General features: G+C 63.7%; 19 protein-coding genes and 1 pseudogene. 12 read left to right on the top strand and 8 right to left on the bottom strand.

The window, feature by feature from the left end; genetic code table 11:
* The first annotated feature begins 320 nt into the window (after positions 1 to 320).
* The 7 genes from P0D89_RS11815 to P0D89_RS11785 all read left to right on the top strand — a co-directional run bounded on the left by P0D89_RS11815 (position 321) and on the right by P0D89_RS11785 (position 6718).
* Complete coding sequence (locus P0D89_RS11815) at positions 321 to 1103, top strand: L-iditol 2-dehydrogenase (RefSeq protein WP_408356144.1); 783 nt, start codon at positions 321 to 323, stop codon at positions 1101 to 1103.
* 84 nt (positions 1104 to 1187) lie between these two features.
* A complete protein-coding gene (locus tag P0D89_RS11810) occupies positions 1188 to 2510 on the top strand; it encodes an ABC transporter substrate-binding protein (protein WP_408356146.1) in 1323 nt (440 codons plus the stop codon).
* A gap of 162 nt (positions 2511 to 2672) precedes the next feature.
* Complete coding sequence (locus P0D89_RS11805) at positions 2673 to 3608, top strand: carbohydrate ABC transporter permease (protein WP_408356150.1); 936 nt, start codon at positions 2673 to 2675, stop codon at positions 3606 to 3608.
* Between the two features lie 38 nt (positions 3609 to 3646).
* On the top strand, positions 3647 to 4480 hold the full coding sequence (locus tag P0D89_RS11800) for a carbohydrate ABC transporter permease (RefSeq protein ID WP_408236555.1): 834 nt from the start codon (positions 3647 to 3649) through the stop codon (positions 4478 to 4480).
* On the top strand, positions 4477 to 5166 hold the full coding sequence (locus P0D89_RS11795; protein WP_408356152.1) for an HAD family hydrolase: 690 nt from the start codon (positions 4477 to 4479) through the stop codon (positions 5164 to 5166). The genes P0D89_RS11800 and P0D89_RS11795 overlap by 4 nt, the downstream gene beginning before the upstream one ends.
* Positions 5167 to 5254: 88 nt before the next feature.
* The gene (locus P0D89_RS11790; protein ID WP_408356154.1) at positions 5255 to 6364 is read left to right on the top strand and encodes an ABC transporter ATP-binding protein; all 1110 of its coding nucleotides are present in this window, start codon (positions 5255 to 5257) and stop codon (positions 6362 to 6364) included.
* Between the two features lie 57 nt (positions 6365 to 6421).
* A complete protein-coding gene (locus P0D89_RS11785) occupies positions 6422 to 6718 on the top strand; it encodes a DUF1330 domain-containing protein (RefSeq protein WP_408356156.1) in 297 nt (98 codons plus the stop codon).
* A 101-nt stretch (positions 6719 to 6819) separates the two neighbouring features.
* Here P0D89_RS11785 and P0D89_RS11780 read toward each other — a convergent pair whose 3' ends face one another.
* The 3 genes from P0D89_RS11780 to dalD all read right to left on the bottom strand — a co-directional run bounded on the left by P0D89_RS11780 (position 6820) and on the right by dalD (position 10858).
* Entirely contained in the window at positions 6820 to 7767 is a 948-nt protein-coding gene (locus P0D89_RS11780; protein WP_408356158.1) for a sugar-binding transcriptional regulator, read from the bottom strand.
* Positions 7768 to 7849: 82 nt separating this feature from the next.
* Positions 7850 to 9331: a xylulokinase gene (gene xylB, locus P0D89_RS11775; RefSeq protein WP_408356160.1), complete on the bottom strand. Its 1482-nt coding sequence runs from the start codon at positions 9329 to 9331 to the stop codon at positions 7850 to 7852.
* Between the two features lie 114 nt (positions 9332 to 9445).
* Positions 9446 to 10858, bottom strand: a complete 1413-nt coding sequence (dalD, locus tag P0D89_RS11770; protein WP_408376618.1) for a D-arabinitol 4-dehydrogenase — start codon at positions 10856 to 10858, stop codon at positions 9446 to 9448.
* 518 nt (positions 10859 to 11376) lie between these two features.
* Here dalD and P0D89_RS11765 point away from each other — a divergent pair.
* From P0D89_RS11765 to P0D89_RS11755, 3 genes are all read left to right on the top strand, one after another.
* Entirely contained in the window at positions 11377 to 12357 is a 981-nt protein-coding gene (locus tag P0D89_RS11765) for an AraC family transcriptional regulator (RefSeq protein ID WP_408356164.1), read from the top strand.
* 256 nt (positions 12358 to 12613) lie between these two features.
* Positions 12614 to 13702 (top strand): alcohol dehydrogenase catalytic domain-containing protein, encoded by a 1089-nt coding sequence (locus P0D89_RS11760; protein WP_408356166.1) that lies wholly within the window; start codon positions 12614 to 12616, stop codon positions 13700 to 13702.
* A 213-nt stretch (positions 13703 to 13915) separates the two neighbouring features.
* Complete coding sequence (locus tag P0D89_RS11755; protein WP_408356168.1) at positions 13916 to 14653, top strand: SDR family oxidoreductase; 738 nt, start codon at positions 13916 to 13918, stop codon at positions 14651 to 14653.
* Between the two features lie 30 nt (positions 14654 to 14683).
* Here the strand turns inward: P0D89_RS11755 and kynA are convergent, their stop codons facing one another.
* From kynA to kynB, 3 genes are all read right to left on the bottom strand, one after another.
* Positions 14684 to 15640 (bottom strand): tryptophan 2,3-dioxygenase, encoded by a 957-nt coding sequence (kynA, locus tag P0D89_RS11750; protein ID WP_408356170.1) that lies wholly within the window; start codon positions 15638 to 15640, stop codon positions 14684 to 14686.
* Between the two features lie 10 nt (positions 15641 to 15650).
* On the bottom strand, positions 15651 to 16901 hold the full coding sequence (kynU, locus tag P0D89_RS11745) for a kynureninase (RefSeq protein ID WP_408356172.1): 1251 nt from the start codon (positions 16899 to 16901) through the stop codon (positions 15651 to 15653).
* Positions 16902 to 16968: 67 nt separating this feature from the next.
* A complete protein-coding gene (gene kynB, locus P0D89_RS11740) occupies positions 16969 to 17607 on the bottom strand; it encodes an arylformamidase (protein WP_408376617.1) in 639 nt (212 codons plus the stop codon).
* 130 nt (positions 17608 to 17737) lie between these two features.
* On the opposite strand from kynB, the gene P0D89_RS11735 reads away from it, so the two are divergent.
* Positions 17738 to 18250: an Lrp/AsnC family transcriptional regulator gene (locus P0D89_RS11735; protein ID WP_149671899.1), complete on the top strand. Its 513-nt coding sequence runs from the start codon at positions 17738 to 17740 to the stop codon at positions 18248 to 18250.
* A 37-nt stretch (positions 18251 to 18287) separates the two neighbouring features.
* On the opposite strand, the gene P0D89_RS11730 is transcribed toward P0D89_RS11735, so the two are convergent.
* Complete coding sequence (locus tag P0D89_RS11730; protein WP_408356176.1) at positions 18288 to 18797, bottom strand: flavin reductase family protein; 510 nt, start codon at positions 18795 to 18797, stop codon at positions 18288 to 18290.
* 256 nt (positions 18798 to 19053) lie between these two features.
* On the opposite strand from P0D89_RS11730, the gene msrA reads away from it, so the two are divergent.
* Positions 19054 to 19602: a peptide-methionine (S)-S-oxide reductase MsrA gene (gene msrA / locus P0D89_RS11725; protein WP_408356178.1), complete on the top strand. Its 549-nt coding sequence runs from the start codon at positions 19054 to 19056 to the stop codon at positions 19600 to 19602.
* A gap of 172 nt (positions 19603 to 19774) precedes the next feature.
* Here the strand turns inward: msrA and P0D89_RS11720 are convergent.
* A pseudogene (locus tag P0D89_RS11720) lies at positions 19775 to 20060 on the bottom strand (DUF72 domain-containing protein); the annotation flags it as partial.

Genomic DNA, 20060 nt, shown 5'->3' with positions numbered 1-20060 from the left:
AGACAGAACGGCAATGAAACCGCAATCAGACGGCAAAGGCTTCGAAGCGAAGCAAGGCCGCAATGATATAACGTATCTTGAATTTTTGTCAGCGGGCTGCGCGGAACGCGAATTGGCTGTCGTCGATTTCCCGTACTAGTGTTGCTGAAGGCACCTGCGGCATGCGTGGCGTCCTTCCGCGCTGCACCATCGAAATCTGGTCGAGCGCCTTGACATGGCCCGGTCCGTATCCGATCATTCGATCACCAACAGAGCAATTGTTCGCGCAATGAGCGTTCGCTCGCTGCGCCTCAAGAAGCAGAACGAACCGGAGACATGCGGTGGCGGCACGATTACAAGACAAGGTGGCCATTCTCACGGGCGCGGCCAGTGGAATCGGTGAAGCGGTGGCCCGGCGCTATCTAGACGAAGGCGCGTGCTGCGTGCTGGTCGACGTGAAGCCGGCGGACAGTTTCGGCGACGCGCTGCGCGCCACTTACGGCGAGCGCGTGCTGAGCGTGAGCGCCGACATCACGCGCCGCGATGACATCCAGCGCATTCTGGCAAGCACGCTGGAGCGCTTCGGCCAGGTCGACATTCTGTTCAACAACGCGGCGCTCTTCGACATGCGCCCGATCCTCGACGAGTCCTGGGACGTGTTCGACCGCCTCTTCGCGGTCAACGTGAAGGGCATGTTCTTCCTGATGCAAGCGGTCGCGCGCCGGATGGTCGAGCAGGGCCGTGGCGGCAAGATCATCAACATGTCATCGCAAGCCGGACGTCGCGGCGAGGCGCTGGTCTCGCACTACTGCGCGACCAAGGCCGCCGTGCTTAGCTACACGCAATCCGCGGCGCTTGCGCTCGCGCCGCACAAGATCAACGTGAACGGCATCGCGCCGGGGGTCGTCGACACGCCGATGTGGAACGAAGTCGACGCGCTCTTCGCCCGCTATGAAAACCGGCCGCTCGGCGAGAAGAAGCGGCTGGTCGGCGAAGCGGTGCCGCTTGGCCGCATGGGCGTGCCGGACGATCTGACCGGCGCGGCGCTGTTTCTCGCCTCGGCCGACGCGGACTACATCACCGCGCAGACGCTGAACGTCGACGGCGGCAACTGGATGAGCTGAACGTGGGCACGCAACCCTGCGCGATCCCCGTCGTTTTCGTAGAACAACGCAGCATCACATAACGTACGAGAAAGGAGACAACACATGAAACCAGCTTTCAAATCCACGCTGAAGGCGGTCAGTGCCGGCGCGGTTGCATGCTTTGCGTTGAGCGCGTCGGCGGCCACCGTGACGATCGCGACGTTGAACAACCCGGACATGATCGAGCTGAAGAAGCTTTCGCCCGCATTCGAAAAGGCGAATCCGGACATCAAGCTGAACTGGGTGATTCTCGAGGAAAACGTGCTGCGTCAGCGCGCCACGACCGACATCACAACCGGCAGCGGCCAGTTCGACGTGATGACGATCGGCGCATATGAAACGCCGCAATGGGGCAAGCGCGGCTGGCTCGCGCCGCTCACCAATCTGCCCGCCAGCTACGATCTGAACGACGTCGTGAAGACGGCCCGCGACGGCCTGTCGAGCGGCGGCCAGTTGTACGCGCTGCCGTTCTACGTCGAAAGTTCGATGACCTATTACCGCAAGGATCTGTTCGACAAGGCCGGGCTGAAAATGCCCGATCAGCCGACCTACGACCAGATCGCGCAATTCGCCGACAAGCTCACAGACAAAGCCAACGGCATCTACGGCATCTGCCTGCGCGGCAAGGCGGGCTGGGGCGAAAACATGGCGTACGGCACGACAGTGGTGAACACCTTCGGCGGCCGCTGGTTCGACGAGAAGTGGAATGCGCAGCTCACGTCGCCTGAATGGAAGAAGGCGATCACGTTCTACGTCGATCTGCTGAAGAAGGACGGCCCGCCGGGAGCCAGCTCGAACGGCTTCAACGAAAACCTCACGCTGATGTCGTCAGGCAAGTGCGGGATGTGGATCGACGCGACGGTGGCGGCCGGCATGCTGTACAACAAGCAGCAGTCGCAGATCGCGGACAAGGTCGGTTTCGCCGCGGCGCCGATCGCCGTCACGCCGAAGGGTTCGCACTGGCTGTGGGCGTGGGCGCTGGCGATTCCGAAATCGTCGAAGCAGCCCGATGCGGCGAAGAAGTTCATCACGTGGGCCACGTCGAAGGAATACATCGAACTGGTTGCGAAGGATGAAGGCTGGGCCTCGGTGCCGCCCGGAACGCGTCAGTCCACCTACGCGCGGCCCGAGTACCAGAAGGCTGCACCGTTCGGCGCTTTCGTGCTGAAGGCAATCGAAACGGCTGACCCCGATCACCCGACTCTCAAGCCAGTGCCGTACACGGGCGTGCAGTTCGTCGGGATTCCTGAGTTCCAGTCGTTTGGCACCGTGGTCGGTCAAAGCATCTCCGGCGCGGTTGCCGGCCAGATGACGGTCGATCAGGCGCTGGCAGCCGGCAATGCGACCGCGGATCGCGCGGTGAAGCAGGCCGGTTATCAGAAGTGAAGCAGAAGTAACGCGGCAACCAAGCCACTTCAGTGATGTGGCACGCGCCGGCTGACGCCCGTCAGCCGGCTCACGCAGCACAGCGGGCCGTTCGCGCCGCGCTTCGCGCGGCATGCGCCGTTCAGGCGGACGCCCCGCGCATTACCGAACAGGTGGTCAATCATGCGTCCTTTGCGCCTACCTCTCATGCATGCCCATCCCCAAACAGAAAGAGAACGCGAACTCCACAAAGCCAATTCGGCCCGTTGGCTGGTCTCGCCGTCGGTCGCCGTGCTGGTGCTGTGGATGGCGATTCCGCTCGCGATGACGATCTGGTTTTCTTTCTCGCACTACAACCTGCTGAACCCGGATCTGCGCGGATTCGCCGGCCTCGATAACTACCGGTATCTCGCGAGCGATCCGTCGTTCTGGCCGTCGATCGCCAACACGCTCGAACTGATCGTCTCCGTGCTGGTGATCACCGTGGTCGGCGGCGTGCTGATGGCGATCCTGTTCGACCGCAAGTTTTACGGCCAGGGTGTCGCGCGGCTGCTCGCCATCGCGCCGTTCTTCGTGATGCCGACGGTCAGCGCGCTGATCTGGAAGAACATGATCTTGCATCCGGTGTACGGCCTGATCGCGCAGGGCATGCGCGCGATCGGCCTGCAGCCGATCGACTGGTTCGCCGTCTATCCGCTCACGGCGGTGATCATGATCGTCGCGTGGCAGTGGCTGCCGTTCGCCTTCCTGATCCTGTTCACCTCGATCCAGTCGCTCGATCAGGAGCAGAAGGAAGCGGCGAAGATCGACGGCGCGGGTCCGTTCTCGATGTTCTTCTACATCACGCTGCCACACCTGAGACGGGCGATCGCGGTGGTGGTGATGATGGAGACCATTTTCCTGCTGTCGATCTTCGCCGAAATCTATACGACCACGGGCGGCGGTCCGGGCAACGCGACCACCAATCTGTCTTACCTGATCTTTTCGCTGGGCCTGCAACAGTTCGACGTCGGTCTTGCGTCGGCGGGCGGCATTCTCGCTGTCGTGCTGGCCAACATCGTGTCGTTCTTCCTCGTGCGGATGCTCGCGAAGAACCTGAAAGGGGAGTACGAAAAATGAGCCACGTTGCCTCCACTCCGGCGTCCTCGACGACGCCCATGACCGTGCCGGCGAAGTCGCCGTTCGACGCGATCCGTCGCGGTATCCCCGGCGTGATCGCCTGGCTGGTCGCGTTGCTGCTGTTCTTTCCGATCTTCTGGATGACGATCACCGCGTTCAAGACCGAGCAGCAGGCTTATGCGTCGTCGCTCTTTTTCACGCCGACGTTCGACAGCTTCCGCGAGGTGTTCGCGCGCAGCAATTACTTTTTGTTCGCGTGGAATTCGATCCTGATCTCGGTGGGCGTCACGCTGCTGTGCCTGATTCTCGCCGTGCCGGCCGCGTATGCGATGGCGTTCTTCCCGACGCGCCGCACGCAGAAAGTGCTGCTGTGGATGCTGTCGACCAAGATGATGCCGTCGGTCGGCGTGCTGGTGCCGATCTATCTGCTGTGGAAAAACAGCGGGCTGCTCGATACGGTGTCGGGTCTGGTGATCGTCTACACGCTGATCAACCTGCCGATCGCGGTGTGGATGTCGTTCACGTACTTCGCCGAAATTCCGCGCGACATTCTCGAAGCCGGTCGTATCGACGGCGCGGCGACGTGGCAGGAAATCGTCTATCTGCTGATGCCGATGTCGCTGCCGGGGCTCGCGTCCACTGCGCTGCTGCTCGTAATCCTGTCGTGGAACGAAGCGTTCTGGAGCATCAATTTGTCGAGTTCGAACGCCGCGCCGCTGACCGTGTTCATCGCGTCGTATTCGAGTCCTGAAGGCTTGTTCTGGGCCAAGCTGTCGGCGGCTTCGCTGCTGGCGGTCGCGCCAATCCTGATCGTCGGCTGGCTGTCGCAGAAGCAACTGGTGCGCGGCCTCACGTTCGGGGCGGTCAAATGACGCCAGGCAAGCTCGCGCTGATCTGCGATTGCGACGGTGTGTTGATCGACAGCGAAGCCGTGGCGGCGCAGATGCTGGTGCACGAACTCGAAGCGCGCTGGCCCGATACCCATGTCGAGCCAGTGGTGCTGCCGCTGCTCGGCCTGCGCATCGAGAGGGTGTTGCAGGCCACGGCGGCCCAGCTCGGCAAAAGCTTGAGCGTCGCCGATATCGACGCGATCCGCCGCGCGGTCGAAGCGGCGGCGATCCAGGCACCGGCGGTCGAAGGCATCGAGGCCGCGCTGACCCAGGTGCCGCTCGTCAAAGGCTGCGCGAGCAACAGCTTCCGGCCCTATGTGGAGACTGTTCTGGCGCGCACGGGCCTCGTGCGGTTCTTCGGCGAGCGCCTCTTCTGCGCCGACGCGGTGCCGAATCCGAAGCCTGCGCCCGATGTCTATCTGGCGGCGGCGCAGGGGCTGGGGCTCGCGCCGTGGGCGTGCCTCGTGGTGGAGGACAGCGTGACGGGCGTGACGGCGGCGAGCGCGGCGGGCATGACGGTGCTCGGCTTTGTCGGCGGCGGTCATGCGAGCGACGCGCAGATCGACAAGCTGCATGCGGCCGGCGCGCGTCACGTATTCGACGACATGCAGCAGTTGCCGGATCTGGTCGCGCAATGGACGCTGAGCGCGACGGCGGCGGCGCCTTGAGCGCGCGCTTGACGGCGACGAAAACTCAACGCACAGGCAACACATCGGCAACACCCAGGCAACACACAGCATTACACGGAGACACATCATGGCAAGCGTAACTCTGCGCAACATCAGAAAGGCCTACGACGAAAACGAAGTGATGCGCGACATCAACCTCGACATCGCGGACGGCGAATTCGTCGTGTTCGTGGGCCCGAGCGGCTGCGGTAAATCGACCTTGATGCGGATGATCGCCGGCCTCGAAGACATCAGCGGCGGCGACCTCACTATCGACGGTGCGCGCATGAACGACGTGCAGCCCGCCAAGCGCGGCATCGCGATGGTGTTCCAGTCGTACGCGCTGTATCCGCACATGACGCTGTACGACAACATGGCGTTCGGCCTGAAGCTGGCGGGCACGAAGAAGCCGGAGATCGACGCGGCCGTGCGCAACGCGGCGAAGATCCTGCACATCGACCATCTGCTCGATCGCAAGCCCAAGCAGCTGTCGGGCGGCCAGCGCCAGCGCGTGGCGATCGGCCGGGCGATCACGCGCAAGCCGAAGGTGTTCCTGTTCGACGAACCGCTGTCGAACCTCGACGCGGCGCTGCGCGTGAAAATGCGCCTCGAATTCGCGCGTCTGCACGACGAGCTCAAGACCACGATGATCTACGTGACGCACGATCAGGTCGAAGCGATGACGCTGGCCGACAAGATCGTCGTGCTGTCGGCGGGCAATCTCGAACAGGTCGGCAGCCCGACCATGCTGTATCACGCGCCGGCCAACCGGTTCGTCGCGGGCTTCATCGGTTCGCCGAAAATGAACTTCATGGAAGGCGTCGTGCAGTCGGTCACGCACGACGGCGTCACGGTGCGCTACGAAACCGGCGAGACGCAGCGCGTCGCGGTGGAGCCGGGCGCGGTCAAGCAGGGCGACAAGGTGACGGTCGGCATCCGCCCCGAACACCTGCACGTGGGCACCACCGACGACGGCGTGTCGGCCCGCACGATGGCGGTCGAATCGCTCGGCGACGCGGCGTATCTGTATGCGGAATCCAGCGTCGCGCCGGACGGTCTGATCGCGCGGATTCCGCCGCTCGAACGGCACGCGAAGGGCGACACGCAAAAGCTCGGCGCCACCCCCGAGCACTGCCATCTGTTCGACAGCGAAGGGAAAGCATTCCAGCGTAAGATCGTTGAAGTGCTGGCCGCGTGAGATTCGGAAAGGCGGCGGCCGCGCCGCTTTCCGTTCATTTACGCTCAGGAAAAGCTCATGCCGGCCTATGTCGTCATCACGCGCGAGAAAACCCTCGACCTTGCCAAGCTGGAAGAATACAAACAGATCGCGCCCGCAGTCTTCGAACAGTATCCGGTGATGATGCTGGCGAGTCACGGGCGCAAGGAAGTGGTGGAGGGGCCCGCGATCGAGGACATACTGATTCTCGAATTCACCGGCTACGATGAAGCGCTTGCGTGGTATCGAAGTCCGGCGTATCAGGCTGTGAGCGAGACGCGGTTGAAGGGCGGCGATTACCGGATCATCATTACCGACGGATTGCCGCTGGTGTAACACGGTGGGGTTCCGCTTTCCTTTTCTACTTTTATTCAGGCTGTGATCCGCGAACCGGCATGCGCGACTGCCTGTCTAGCGAACGCACAACGCCGCAACGCTCACGCTTCCAACGCCGCGCGCGCGCACAACTCGTCAGTCACCAATCCCGACAGCCAACCGCCCTTGAGCACCGCGATCAGCGCTTCGCGTTTGCGCTGGCCGCCGGCGAAACCGATCGTCGGGCGGCGCGGCGGCGCATCGAGTGCGATGCTCGTCACGCGCCGGCCGGTCGGCGATTCGACGTGCGCGCCGGCGGCATCGATCGGCAGTCCGAGCATTTCCGCCACCGCGCCGTTCTGCATCAATTCCTTCACTTCCGCCGATGTGATAAATCCGTCTTCGTGAAGCGGACACGTCGGCCCGATATTGCCGATCCCGACGAACGCGACATCGGCTTGCGCCGACAGCGACTCGACGATCCGGTACAGCCGGTGATTGCACCACTGCGCGCGCTCGGCTTCACTATCGGCGAGCAGCGGCGCGGGCAGCAGGAAATGCTTGCCGCCGGTCTTTTCGGAAATGTGCAGCGCGACGTCGTAGCGGTTCGACGAGCCGTCCTGCGCGATCGCCCCGACCATCGACACCAGCCGATGCTGCGGACGGTCCAGTTGCGCGATCTGATCGACCGCGGCCTTCAGCGTTCGGCCGCTGCTCACCGCGACCACCATCGGTTTTTCGGCGCCGAGATAGCGTTCCATCACCTGCGCCCCGGCTACGGCCAGTTTGCGGTCGACTTCGTCGGATGTGTCGCCGTCGATCGGCACGACTTCGCACATGCTGAGGCCATAGCGTTTCGACAGTTGATCCGCGAGCGACAGACAGTCGGCCAGTTTGTGATCGACGCGCACGCGGATCAGATTCTTTTCCACTGCGAACGCCACCAGCCGTTGCGCGACCGGGCGTGAGACCTGAAGCTTCTCGGCGATTTCGTTCTGGGTATTGCCGGCGACGTAGTAAAGCCACGCCGCGCGGGTAGCGAGATCTAGTTTTTCTGTGGACTTGGGCACGGTAACGGCTCGCTTGAAGTGCGCCGATGATAACAGCCGGTCTGCGCCTCTGAACGCCAGCCGGCCGTGGTTTGCCGCTGGCTCAGGCGAGCGGCGCTCGCGCCGGGTCGAACAGCGGCCGCACGTGACGGTACAGCGCGCGATAGGCTTCGAGCCGCGTGCGCAACTCGGCATGCCGGCGCGGATTCGGCGTGAACTCCTTTTCGATGGGTGGCTTGGTCAGCACCGTGGCCGGATCGCCGCCCGCGGCCAGCCAGCCGAGCCGCGCCGCGCCGAGCGCCGCGCCGGTTTCGCCGCCGCCGTGCTTGCGGGTCGCAGTGTCGAGCGCATCGGCCAGCAGTTGCGCCCAGTAATCGCTGCGTGCGCCGCCGCCGAGCAGCGACAGCGCTTTCGCTTCGGTGCCGGCCGCGCGCAGCGCGTCGAGGCCGTCGGTGAGCGCGAGCGTCACGCCTTCGAGCACCGCATAGCCGAGCAATGCGCGATCGGTCGCGTGGTTCATGCCGAAGAAAACGCCTTGCGCATACGGGTCGTTGTGCGGCGTGCGTTCACCGGACAGATACGGCAGGAACAGCGGCGCGGTGGTCAATGCGTCGGCGGGGAGCGCCTCGATTTCGGCGAGCAGGGTCGGCTCGTCGGTGGAGGTGAGCTTGCAGACCCAGCGCAGGCAACTCGCCGCCGACAACACCACGCTCATCTGATGCCAGCGGTCTGGAATCGCATGACAGAACGCGTGCACGGCGGACGCCGGGTTCGGCCGGAAGCTGTCGCCGACCACGCACAGCACGCCCGACGTGCCGAGCGACACGAAGCCGTCGCCCGGTTGCGTCGCGCCGATGCCGATCGCGCTGGTGGCGTTGTCGCCGCCGCCGGCCGCGACGATCACGCCGTCACGCAAACCGAATTCGCGCGCCACTTCGGGCAGTAGCGTGCCGGATGGCGCGCTGCCTTCGGCGAGCGCCGGCATCTGCGCGCGCGTCATGTTGCACGCGGCGAGCAGCGAGTCGGACCAATCACGCTTTGCGACATCGAGCCACAACGTGCCGGCCGCATCGGATGGATCGGACACCTTGCCGCCCGTCAGCTGCAGGCGCAAATAATCTTTCGGCAGCAGCACCCAGGCGGTTCGCGCGAAAATCTCCGGCTCATGGCGCGCGACCCACAGCAGCTTCGGCGCGGTGAAACCCGGCATCGCCAGATTGCCGGCGACGCTGTGCAGATCCGGCGCACGCTCGGTCAGCTCCGCGCACTCCTTGTCGCTGCGCATGTCGTTCCACAGGATCGCGGGCCGCAGCACGCGGTCCTCCGCATCCAGCAGCACCGCGCCGTGCATCTGCCCCGACAGGCCGATGCCGCGAATCTGCGCGAACTCGTCGGGATGCCGCGCGCGCAATGCGGCGAGCGCCGCGCGCGTGCCCGTCCACCAGTCCTCGGGATTCTGTTCGGCCCAACGCTGATGCGGACGCGAAACGGTAAAGGGGGAGCCCGCAGTGGCGATCACGCGTCCATCGGAGGCGAGCAGCAGAACTTTCACTTCGGACGTGCCGAGGTCGATGCCGAGATACATGGGCGCGAAACCTTCGTCGTTAGGGATGCGCTACTTTAGCCGCACATGACGCGCGCTGCCATGCGCATTAAGCCTGGCCGCGCGCGTGATTCGAAAGAAGGCGCAGTGCGGTGTTCAAACCGCGCCGCGTTTGGCGAGCCAGACATCGACGCGCGCGAGCGCGCCAGCGAGCGCTGCTTCCAGCTCCGGTGTCTGCGCCATGCTGCCCCATAGCAGACGGTCGGCGGCGAACGCCTGCAACGGATCGGGCGCCGCGAAGAAGCCGCGCGCGACGCGCTCGTCCATCACGCCGTCCTGATAGGCGTACGGCAGCTTGCCGGCGTGCCAGCGTTCCAGAAAGCGGAAGAACAGCGCGGGCAGCATCGCCGTCGCAGCGGGCGTGGCGCCGCGTTCGAAACACTCGGACAGCGTCGGCGCGATGAAGCCTGGCAGCTTCGAAAAGCCGTCGGCCGCGACGCGCTGGTTGGTGTCCTGGATATACGGATTGCTGAAGCGTTCGAGCACCACGTCGCGATACCGTTCGAGATCGAGCGGACTCGGCGACAGACACGGGATCACATCCTCGGTCACGTAGTCGAATGCAAACTGGCGGATGTCGGCGTCGAGCGTGCCTTCGTGAATGTAGTTCAGCCCGACCAGCGTGCCGGCCCACGCGATGCAGCTATGCGGCGCGTTCAGAATGCGGATCTTCGCTTCCTCGTAGGGCAGCACCGAGTCGACCAGTTCGGCGCCGACTTTCTCCCATGCGGGACGGCCGGCGATGAAGCGGTCCTCGACCACCCACTGGATGAACGCTTCGCCCATCACCGGGCACGCGTCGTCGACCCCGGTCGCGGCCTTGACGCGCTCGCGCACGTCGGGCGTCGGACGCGGCGTGATGCGGTCGACCATCGAACTCGGGCACGCGGTGTGGTCGTCGAACCATTGCGCCAGTTCGGTGGCGCCGCGCCGTTCGAGAAACTCGCTCATACCCGCGTGAAAACGCTCGCCGTTTCTGCGCAGGTTGTCGCAAGTCTGCAGCGTGACGGGGCCCGCGCCGCGTTTCATGCGCGCGTCGAGAATCGCCGCCAGCGCGCCGTAGATCGTGGTGTGGCCGCCTTTGAGGTCGGCGGCGAGGTCGGCGTTCGCGGTATCGAGCCGGTCATGTTCGTCGAGGTAATAGCCGCCTTCGGTGACGGTGAACGCGATGATCTTGCAGGCCGGATCGGCGCCCGCTTCGATCAGCGCGTCGAGGTTTTCGGTCCACGGCACCACGCGCTCGATCGAACGGATCGTCTCGTACGCGCGCTCGCCCTGAGGCGTGACGGTCTCCAGCGTATAGACGCCGTTTTGCGCGGCGAGCGCTTCGAGCACCGCGTTCATGTCGCTGCGGATATTGCCGACCGTCAGCGACCAGTGCGACTCGCCGGCCAGCTTCGCCTCGTTCAATCGGTGCAGATACCACGCCTGATGCGCGCGATGAAACGATCCCGCGCCGATGTGCAGGATCACGTGTGCGGCTGCGCCGCTGCCTTGCCCGCTGTTCATGTGCGTCTCCTGTGTCGATCGGAGTTAGCGCTTTAGCGCTTACTCCGATCCCATGATCTTTGCCGTTAGCGCTTTAGCGCTTACTCCGATCCCATAATCTTTGCCGTTAGCGCTTTAGCGCTTACTCCGATCTGATGGTTGCAGTTGCTGGTTGCAGTTGCCCGTACGGCTCGGAGCCTGCGTTTTTCTTAAGTGGAGCATTTGCTCTGCATGTGAGCGAATGATCGTACCCGCCGAAACGAAAGTCAAGGCGGCGCGACAGGGTTTTCGTGGCGCAGCGCGGCGTGGCGGGGCTTGGCCGGGTGTTCGCGGTCGCTCGCCGGGCGAGCGCAAGCGGCTCACGGTGTGTATTGCATTGCGTCAAATTTGACGCCGGACGCGCCAGGATTAACCCGAATGCAAAAAAGTATTGGTCCACGGTCTCATTTTTAGTGGTGGCCGGCGCGTTTGAAGGCTACTTTTCGTCTACAAGACGAAGATCAGCGGCCGGTTCGACGGCCGCTTCATGGAGGCAGACAGTGCAACCCGATCTGGAAATCGTGGCCGTGCGCCGCGACGAATCGTTCAAAGCGTGGTCGCATGGCTATCCGTACCGAACGGTGCGCTGGCACTTTCATCCGGAATACGAAATTCATCTGATCGTCGCGACCACCGGCAAGATGTTCGTCGGCGATCACATCAGCAGCTTCGCGCCCGGCAACCTCGTGTTGATGGGGCCGAACCTGCCGCACAACTGGGTCAGCGACGTGCCGGAAGGCGAGACCATCGCGCAGCGCAACCTGGTCGTGCAGTTCGGGCAGGAGTTCGTGTCGAGCTGCGTCGACAGCTTTCCTGAGTGGCGCCAGGTCGAAGCGCTGCTGGCCGACTCGCGCCGCGGCGTGTCGTTCGGCGCGCGCACCAGCGCGGCGATCCAGCCGCTGTTCATGGAATTGCTGGCGGCGCGCGGGCTACGCCGACTCGTGCTGTTCATGTCGATGTTAGAGATCCTGACGAATGCCGAGGACCGCGAGACGCTCGCGAGTCCCGCGTATCAGGCCGACCCGACCGGCTTCGCGTCGACCCGTATCAATCACGTGCTGTCGTATATCGGCAAGAACCTCGCGAACGAGTTGCGCGAATCGGATCTGGCGCAGCTCGCCGGCCAGAGCGTCAGCGCGTTCTCGCGGTATTTTCGCCGCCATACCGGCTTGCCGTTCGTGCAGTACGTGAACCGTATGCGCATCAACCTCGCATGCCAGTTGCTCACCGACGGCGAGCTAAGCGTGACCGATATCTGCTTCAAGGCGGGCTTCAACAACCTGTCGAATTTCAACCGGCAGTTCCTCGCAGTGAAGGGCATGGCGCCGTCGAAATTCCGGCGCTATCAGCAACTGAACGACGCGAGCCGCGACGCGTCCGAAGAAGCCGCGGCGCGTGGCGCGGGCATCGACGACGCGCCGGCCATCGTGCTCGCGCCGGGGCTGCCGCGCAGCGTCGCCGCGGCTTATCCGTTCACCTAGTCAGCAGCGATCGCGCGGCTGTGTAGTCCTTCGCTGGGCTGCAAGCCGAAGCGTTTCATTTCACCCGCGTTTCAACACCGCATTTTTCAACACCTATCGCGCTGTGTTCGCACGGCGTGAGGCCTGAACATGGTCGGCGTGAATCCGTATGTGCAGAACGTGATCAAGGTCGGAATCATTCTGCTCGCCATCTACCTCAGCCGCGACCGCAGAAAGTAACTTTCTCCACTCACTCCTTCTTTGGCAGGACAATGCAATGACGACTCAATCCGACAAGCCGAACATGACCGCCATCGTCTGTCATGCGCCGAAAGACTATCGCGTCGAGCAGGTGTCGAAGCCGCGCGCCCGCGCGCATGAACTCGTGATCCGCATCGCCGCGTGCGGCATCTGCGCGAGCGACTGCAAGTGCTACTCGGGCGCGAAGATGTTCTGGGGCGGTCCGAGCCCGTGGGTGAAAGCGCCGGTGATTCCGGGGCACGAGTTCTTCGGCTACGTCGAGGAGATCGGCGTGGGCGCGGCCGAACACTTCGGCGTGAAGCAGGGCGAGCGCGTGATCGCCGAACAGATCGTGCCTTGCGGCAAGTGCCGGTATTGCAAATCCGGTCAGTACTGGATGTGCGAAGTGCACAACATCTTCGGCTTTCAGCGCGAAGTGGCGGACGGCGGCATGGCCGAGTACATGCGGATTCCGCCGACAGCGATCGTGCACAAGATTCCCGACGGCATCTCGCTCGAAGACGCGGCGATCATCGAGCCGCTCGCCTGCGCGATCCACACGGTCAATCGTGGTGACGTGCAACTCGACGATGTGGTGGTGATCGCGGGCGCGGGTCCGCTTGGTTTGATGATGACGCAAGTCGCGCATCTGAAGACGCCGAAGAAGCTGGTGGTGATCGACCTCGTGGAAGAGCGCCTCGCGCTCGCGCGTGAGTACGGCGCGGACGTGACGATCAATCCGCAGAAGGAAGACGCGCTGGCGATCATCCGTTCGCTCACCGACGGCTACGGCTGCGACGTATATATCGAAACCACCGGCGCGCCGATCGGCGTGAACCAGGGCATGGACCTGATTCGCAAGCTCGGGCGCTTCGTCGAGTTCTCGGTGTTCGGCGCGGATACGACGCTCGACTGGTCGGTGATCGGCGACCGCAAGGAACTCGACGTGCGCGGCGCGCATCTTGGACCCTACTGCTATCCGATCGCAATCGATCTGCTGGCGCGTGGACTCGTCACGTCGAACGGCATCGTCACGCACGGCTTTTCTCTGGAAGAGTGGGACGAGGCGATCAAGGTCGCGAACTCGCTCGATTCGATCAAGGTGTTGATGAAGCCGCGTGCATGAACTTCGAACGCGAACGTGTGCGTAGGCGCATGCCACGCGCCCGGCTGTCGGCGTCGGACTGATCGAGCGGGAAGCGGCCGAGGGCAGCTGGGTGACGTTGATCGAACGCGCGCAGCCCGACGCGCGTCGGATGACGTTGTACGAACAGCGCTTCGGCATTTATACAGACTTGTATCCGGCTCTGAAGCCGGTCATGCATCGGTTGCAATCATCATGAATACGACCTTTGATTTTTCCGGCCGCTCGATTCTCGTGACGGGCGCCTCTAGCGGAATCGGCCGCGCAACGGTCGTGGCGTTGTGCGAGGCGGGCGCGACTGTCGTCGCCGCGGCGCGCAACGTCAACGAACTCGCGCGGCTAGCCGAGGAAACCGGCTGCGAGCCGCTGAGGCTCGACGTGAGCGATGAAGCCGCGATCGACGACGCGCTGGGTTCGCTCGACGTGTTCGACGGACTCGTGAATTGCGCGGGAATCGCGTTGCTCGAACGCGCGGTGGATACCACGGCCGCGAGCTTCGATCGCGTGATGGCGGTGAACGCGCGTGGCGCGGTACTGGTTGCCAAGCATGTGGCGCGTGGGATGATCGACGCGAAACGCGCGGGCAGTATCGTGAACGTTTCGAGCCAGGCGGCGCTCGTGGCGCTCGACGATCATCTGAGCTATTCGGCTTCGAAGGCGGCGCTCGATGCGGTGACGCGTGCGCTGTGCATCGAGTTGGGGCCGTTCGGGATTCGCGTGAACAGCGTGAATCCGACCGTCACGTTGACACCGATGGCGGTGCAGGCGTGGAGCGAGCCCGCCAAACGCGAGCCTGCTTTGAAGGCGATTCCGTTGCGGCGCTTTGCCGAATCCGGCGAAGTCGCCGCGCCGATCATGTTTTTGCTGAGCGACGCGGCGTCCATGATTAGCGGCGTTTGTTTGCCAATCGATGGGGGATATACGGCGAGGTGAGTCTGGTTCTGCGAAGGCCCGCTTCGCTTGTTAAAGCATCGTCCTCACATGCCAAAGCTCGGGAAACAGCACCACGTCCAGCATCTTGCGCAAATAGGTCGCGCCGCTCGTTCCGCCGGTGCCCTGCTTGAAGCCGATGATCCGCTCGACCGTGGTCACGTGCCTGAACCGCCATTGCCTGAACGCGTCTTCGAGATCGACCAGTTCTTCGGCCATCTCGTACAGCTCCCAATGCTGCGACGGATTACGGTACACCTCGAGCCAGGCCGCTTCGACCGACGCGTCGTGAGTAGTAGGCTGGGTCCAATCCCGCTCCAGTCTCGAAGATGAAATCGCGAAGCCGCGGCGCGACAGCAATCGCACCACTTCGTCGTAGAAAGAAGGCGCTTCGAGCGCGGCCTTCACTTCGGCGAACACGTCCGCGCGATGCGCATGCGGCTTGAGCATCTGCTCGTTCTTGTTGCCGAGCAGAAACTCGATCTGCCGATACTGATACGACTGGAAGCCCGACGAACTGCCGAGATAAGGCCGCATCGCGGTGTACTCGGACGGCGTCATCGTCGCGAGAACGCTCCACGCCTGCACCAGCTGCTCCATGATTCGCGACACGCGCGCGAGCATCTTGAACGCGGGCGGCAGTTCGTCGCGATGCACCGCCTTCAGCGCGGCGCGCAGTTCATACAATGCGAGCTTCATCCACAGCTCGCTCGTCTGATGCTGGATGATGAACAGCATCTCGTTGTGATCCGGCGACAACGGGTGCTGTGCGTCCAGTACCGTTCCGAGCGACAGATAATCGCCGTAGCTCATCGATTCGGAGAAGTCGAGCTGCGCGTCATGCCAGCCGCCTTCAGCGGCGTCCGGGGCATCGGAAGCTTTGGCAGTTGGAGCGGCGGAGGCCGAAGCCCCCCCACGCCCATGCCCGAACGGACACCCCTGCGCGACGGGCTCTTCCGGCAAACCCGGTGTTTGCATGTGATCGGTCATTGCGCGCTCCTCAGGTCACGGCGCCGCGAGCGGCGAATTCAGGTGCCCGCCAGGTCTCTTGCGTGAGCACGTCGCGCAAGGTTTCGACGGCGTCCCACACATCGACGAAGCGCGTATAGAGCGGCGTAAAACCGAAGCGCAACACATGCGGCTCACGATAGTCGCCGATCACGCCACGCGCGATCAGCGCCTGCATCACCTCATAGCCATGCGGATGTTCGAAGCTCGCATGCGAGCCGCGCTGCGCGTGCTCACGCGGTGTCACAAGCTTGAGCGGAAACTCGCCGCAACGCGCTTCGACCAGTTCGATGAACAGATCGGTCAGCGCGAGCGACTTCTTGCGGACCGCCTGCATGTCGGTTTGCAGGAACACGTCGAGCCCGCATTCGACCAGCGCCATCGACACCATCGGCTGCGTGCCGCACAGGAAGCGGCCAATGCCGTCATCCGGCTGATACGCCGGGTCCATCTCGAACGGCGCGCGATGACCCCACCAGCCGGACAGCGGCTGCGCAAATTCGTTCTGATGGCGCTTGGGCACCCACACGAACGCGGGCGAACCGGGACCGCCGTTCAGATACTTGTACGTGCAGCCGACCGCGTAGTCCGCGCCGACGCCGTTCAGGTCGACCGGCACCGCGCCCGCCGAATGCGCGAGATCCCACAGCGCGAGCGCGCCCTTGTCGTGGATCAGCTTCGTCAGCTCGGCCATGTCGTGCATGTAGCCGGTGCGGTAGTTCACGTGCGTGATCATCGCGATCGCGGTGTCGTCGCCGATCGCCGCGGGCAGTTCGGACGGATCGTCGACGAGGCGCAGTTCATAGCCACGGTCGAGCTGCTCGATCAGGCCCTGCGCGATGTACAGATCGGTCGGGAAGTTCGAGCGCTCGGAGACGATCACGCGACGCTTCGGGTCGCGCGCATGCGCGACCCGCACGGCGGCGGACAGCAGCTTGAACAGGTTGATCGAAATCGTATCGGTGACGACAACTTCGTCGTCGGCCGCGCCGATCAACGGCGCGAGCTTGTTGCCGAGACGGCGCGGCAGCGCGAACCAGCCGGCGTTGTTCCAGCTGCGGATCAGGCCTTCGCCCCATTCTGCGGCGATCACGGTCTGCGCACGTTGCGCGGCCGCGGCCGGCGGCACGCCGAGCGAATTGCCGTCGAGATAGATGGTGGTCGGCGACAGCGCGAACTGGTCGCGCAGCGTCGCGATCGGGTCGGCGCTGTCGAGCGCCAGTGCTTCGTCACGGTGATTCATGGTGGTTCCGTCGGTAGGATCAGTGAGGTTCAGCGAGGCCGCCGGGTTCGGCGCGAGTCAGCGCGCTTCAGCGTGATTCGGGCAGTGCGCGCAACACCGCGCGCACCGGACTCGCGTCGAGCGTGGTCAGCTTGAGCGGCAGCGCGATCAGTTCGTACTCGCCGGGGGCGACGGCATCCAGCACGATGCCTTCGAGAATCGCCATCCGATGCGCGCGAATCCGGCGGTGAGCGTCCATCGTCTTCGATTCCTGCGGATCGAGCGACGGCGTGTCGATGCCGATCAGCTGCACGCCTCGCGACGCGAGCAGGTCGATGGTGTCCGGCGCGACCGCGCAGAACGCGCTGTCCCAGGCGCTCGTCGGCGCATTTTTGTAAGTGCGCAGTAAGACTCGCGGCGGCAGGTCGTCGAGCGAGCCGGTTAAGTGTTGTGGCGTCACAACAGGTGACGCGCCGATGCAATGAATCACCCGGCACCGCCCAAGGTAGGCGTCGAGCGGCACCTCGCCGATCGCCGCGCCCTCGGCGTCGTAGTGCAACGGGGCGTCGGTATGCGCACCGGTGTGCGGCGACAGCGTCAGCCGCGCGACGTTGACGGGCGAGCCCGCTTCCATGCGCCACATGCGCTCGATGCCGACCGGCGTGTCGCTGGGCCAGACGGGCGTCGCGGTATTGACGGCGGGGGTGATGTCCCAGAGTGTTTGCATGTCTCCATCGATGAATTGTGGCCATGCGGGAATGATAGGCGGCCTGCTGCAAAATGTGATTGCGAAAAAATCACCTTCTGCCCGCTGTCTTGGAACATAATTTGAGTCAAACGGGAAAGGGAGACCGAATATGAACGCGATCTCGCTCGACGCCACCGATTGCCGTATCTTGACGGTGCTTCAGCAAGAAGGACGAATCAGCAATCTCGATCTCGCGGAGCGCATTTCGCTCTCGCCGTCGGCCTGCCTGCGGCGCTTGCGTCTGCTGGAAGAGCAGGGCGTCATCGAGCATTACCGCGCGTGTCTGAACCGCGAAGTGCTGGGTTTCGAACTGGAGGCGTTCGTCCAGGTGTCCATGCGCAATGACCAGGAAAACTGGCACGAGCGTTTCGCGGACGCGGTGCGCGACTGGCCGGAAGTGGTCGGCGCATTCGTCGTGACCGGCGAGACCCATTATCTGCTGCGGGTTCTCGCGCATAACCTCAAGCACTATTCGGATTTCGTGCTGCAGCGTCTGTATAAGGCGCCGGGCGTGATGGATATTCGCTCGAATATCGTGCTGCAGACGCTGAAGGAAGATTCGGGCGTGCCGGTCTCGCTAGTGAAGAAAACCGGGCACGGTGCGGCGCATAACGACCGCTGAAGGGCAGTGGCTGGCCGCGCGAAGCGCGGCCGTTCATTCACAGCGGCTTGAGCCCGTGAAACTGGCCGTTCTGAAACACCAGCGGCGAAGTATCCGCCGCATTTTCATGCACGCCGCAGCGTTCCACTTCGCCGACGAAAATCACGTGGTCGCCTTCCTGGTAGCGGCTGCGGTTATGGCATTCGAACCACGCGAGCGCGCCGTCGAGCACCGGCATGCCGCTATCGCCCTGCGCGTGCGACACACCTTCGAAGCGGTCGCCCTTGACGGTCGCGAAGCGTTTGCATAGATCGAGTTGCGAGGCGGCCAGCACGTTGACCACGTAGTGGCTGTTGGCCTGGAACACCGGCATCGACGCCGAGCGGGTGGCAAGGCTCCATAACACCAGCGGCGGAGCGAGCGACACCGAGTTAAATGAACTGGCCGTGATGCCGATCAACTGGCCTGACTCTGCTCGCGTTGTAATGACGGTGACGCCGGTGGCGAATTGGCTGAGCGCCTGTTTGAAGGCGTTCTGGTCGAAATTGGGCGGGCTGGCGCGCTTCATCGGAAGGCGACTCCTCGCGTTAGCGGGGCCGAAGCCGGACTGAACCCATCGCGCGCATGCTCGGAAACAAATGATTCGAAAGTCATAGTGAAAATCGTCGATTTGTCCCAATTTTAACTGCAATCGCGGCGCACTGGCCGCGACCCCAGCCGGTCAGCGCAAAACCCGCTAAGCTGGCAAGTCCCGTTTGTGGCACGAGCGTTGCGGCGATGCAAGACCGGCATCGGCCGACCATCAGCATGAAGGAGCGAGCAGCATGAGTCAGACAGGCGAAGTCGCCACCCTCGGTGGCGGATGTTTCTGGTGCCTCGAAGCGGTGTATCTGGGCGTCGACGGCGTGAACGCGGTGGAGTCGGGCTATGCGGGCGGCCAGACCCGCAATCCGACCTACGAGCAGGTGTGCGACGGCGAGACCGGCCACGCTGAAGTGGTGAAGGTCGACTTCGATCCGGCGAAGATCAGCTATCGCGAGATTCTCGATATTTTCTTCGCGATCCACGATCCGACGCAGCTCAACCGGCAGGGCAACGACGTCGGCACGCAGTACCGGTCGGTCATCTTCACGCATTCGGAGGCGCAGCGCGAGACGGCGCTGCAGGCGATCCGCGAGATCGGCGAACTGGGGATTTACGACGGGCAGATCGTCACCCAGGTGCTGCCGCTAGGCGAGAACTACTGGCCTGCCGAGGCGTACCACCAGAACTATTTTGCGCAGCATCCGAATCAAGGGTACTGCTCGTTCGTGGTGGCGCCGAAAGTGGCGAAGTTTCGTCAGAAGTTCGCGCACAGGATCAAGGCGGGCTGAGGCGGGGCCGAGCGTGCTGTTCGATGCCCGGGCCTTGCGGTCGGGGCCGGCAGCCGTTCGCACCAGCTCCAGCGCTTCGCAGTCTGCGTTCAATGCGCGCGCGGCGCGGGCAAAGAGGGCTCCGCAAGTGAGCCTTCGCTGAACTGTTGCCTTGCCGCCCGAGCTGCATGACCTAAGAAGCCGGTTCGTCGCCGGCTTCGCCGTCTCCTGCCTGCTGTTGCCGCTCGTCCGAAGGCGGCTCTTCGTCCTCATGTTCCCGTTCGTGAGCCAGTCGCGCATATGCTTCGATAATCCCGCGCGCCAGTTCCACACAGCTTAACGGCGCCGACCCTTCCGCCTTGTTGTTGATCGCGATCACCACCGGCTGGCCGGCCAGCGCGTAGCGCGCGGCCAGCTCGGCGAGCGACGCGCGAGTCGCGGGGTCTTGGTCGATCAACTGGTTGAACGGCTCGTACTTG

It is taken from the genome of Paraburkholderia sp. RL18-085-BIA-A, from assembly GCF_046027075.1.
Lineage (GTDB): Bacteria > Pseudomonadota > Gammaproteobacteria > Burkholderiales > Burkholderiaceae > Paraburkholderia.
The sequence above is the reverse complement of the archived record's forward strand: the minus strand, read 5'-3'. Positions and strand labels throughout refer to the sequence as shown.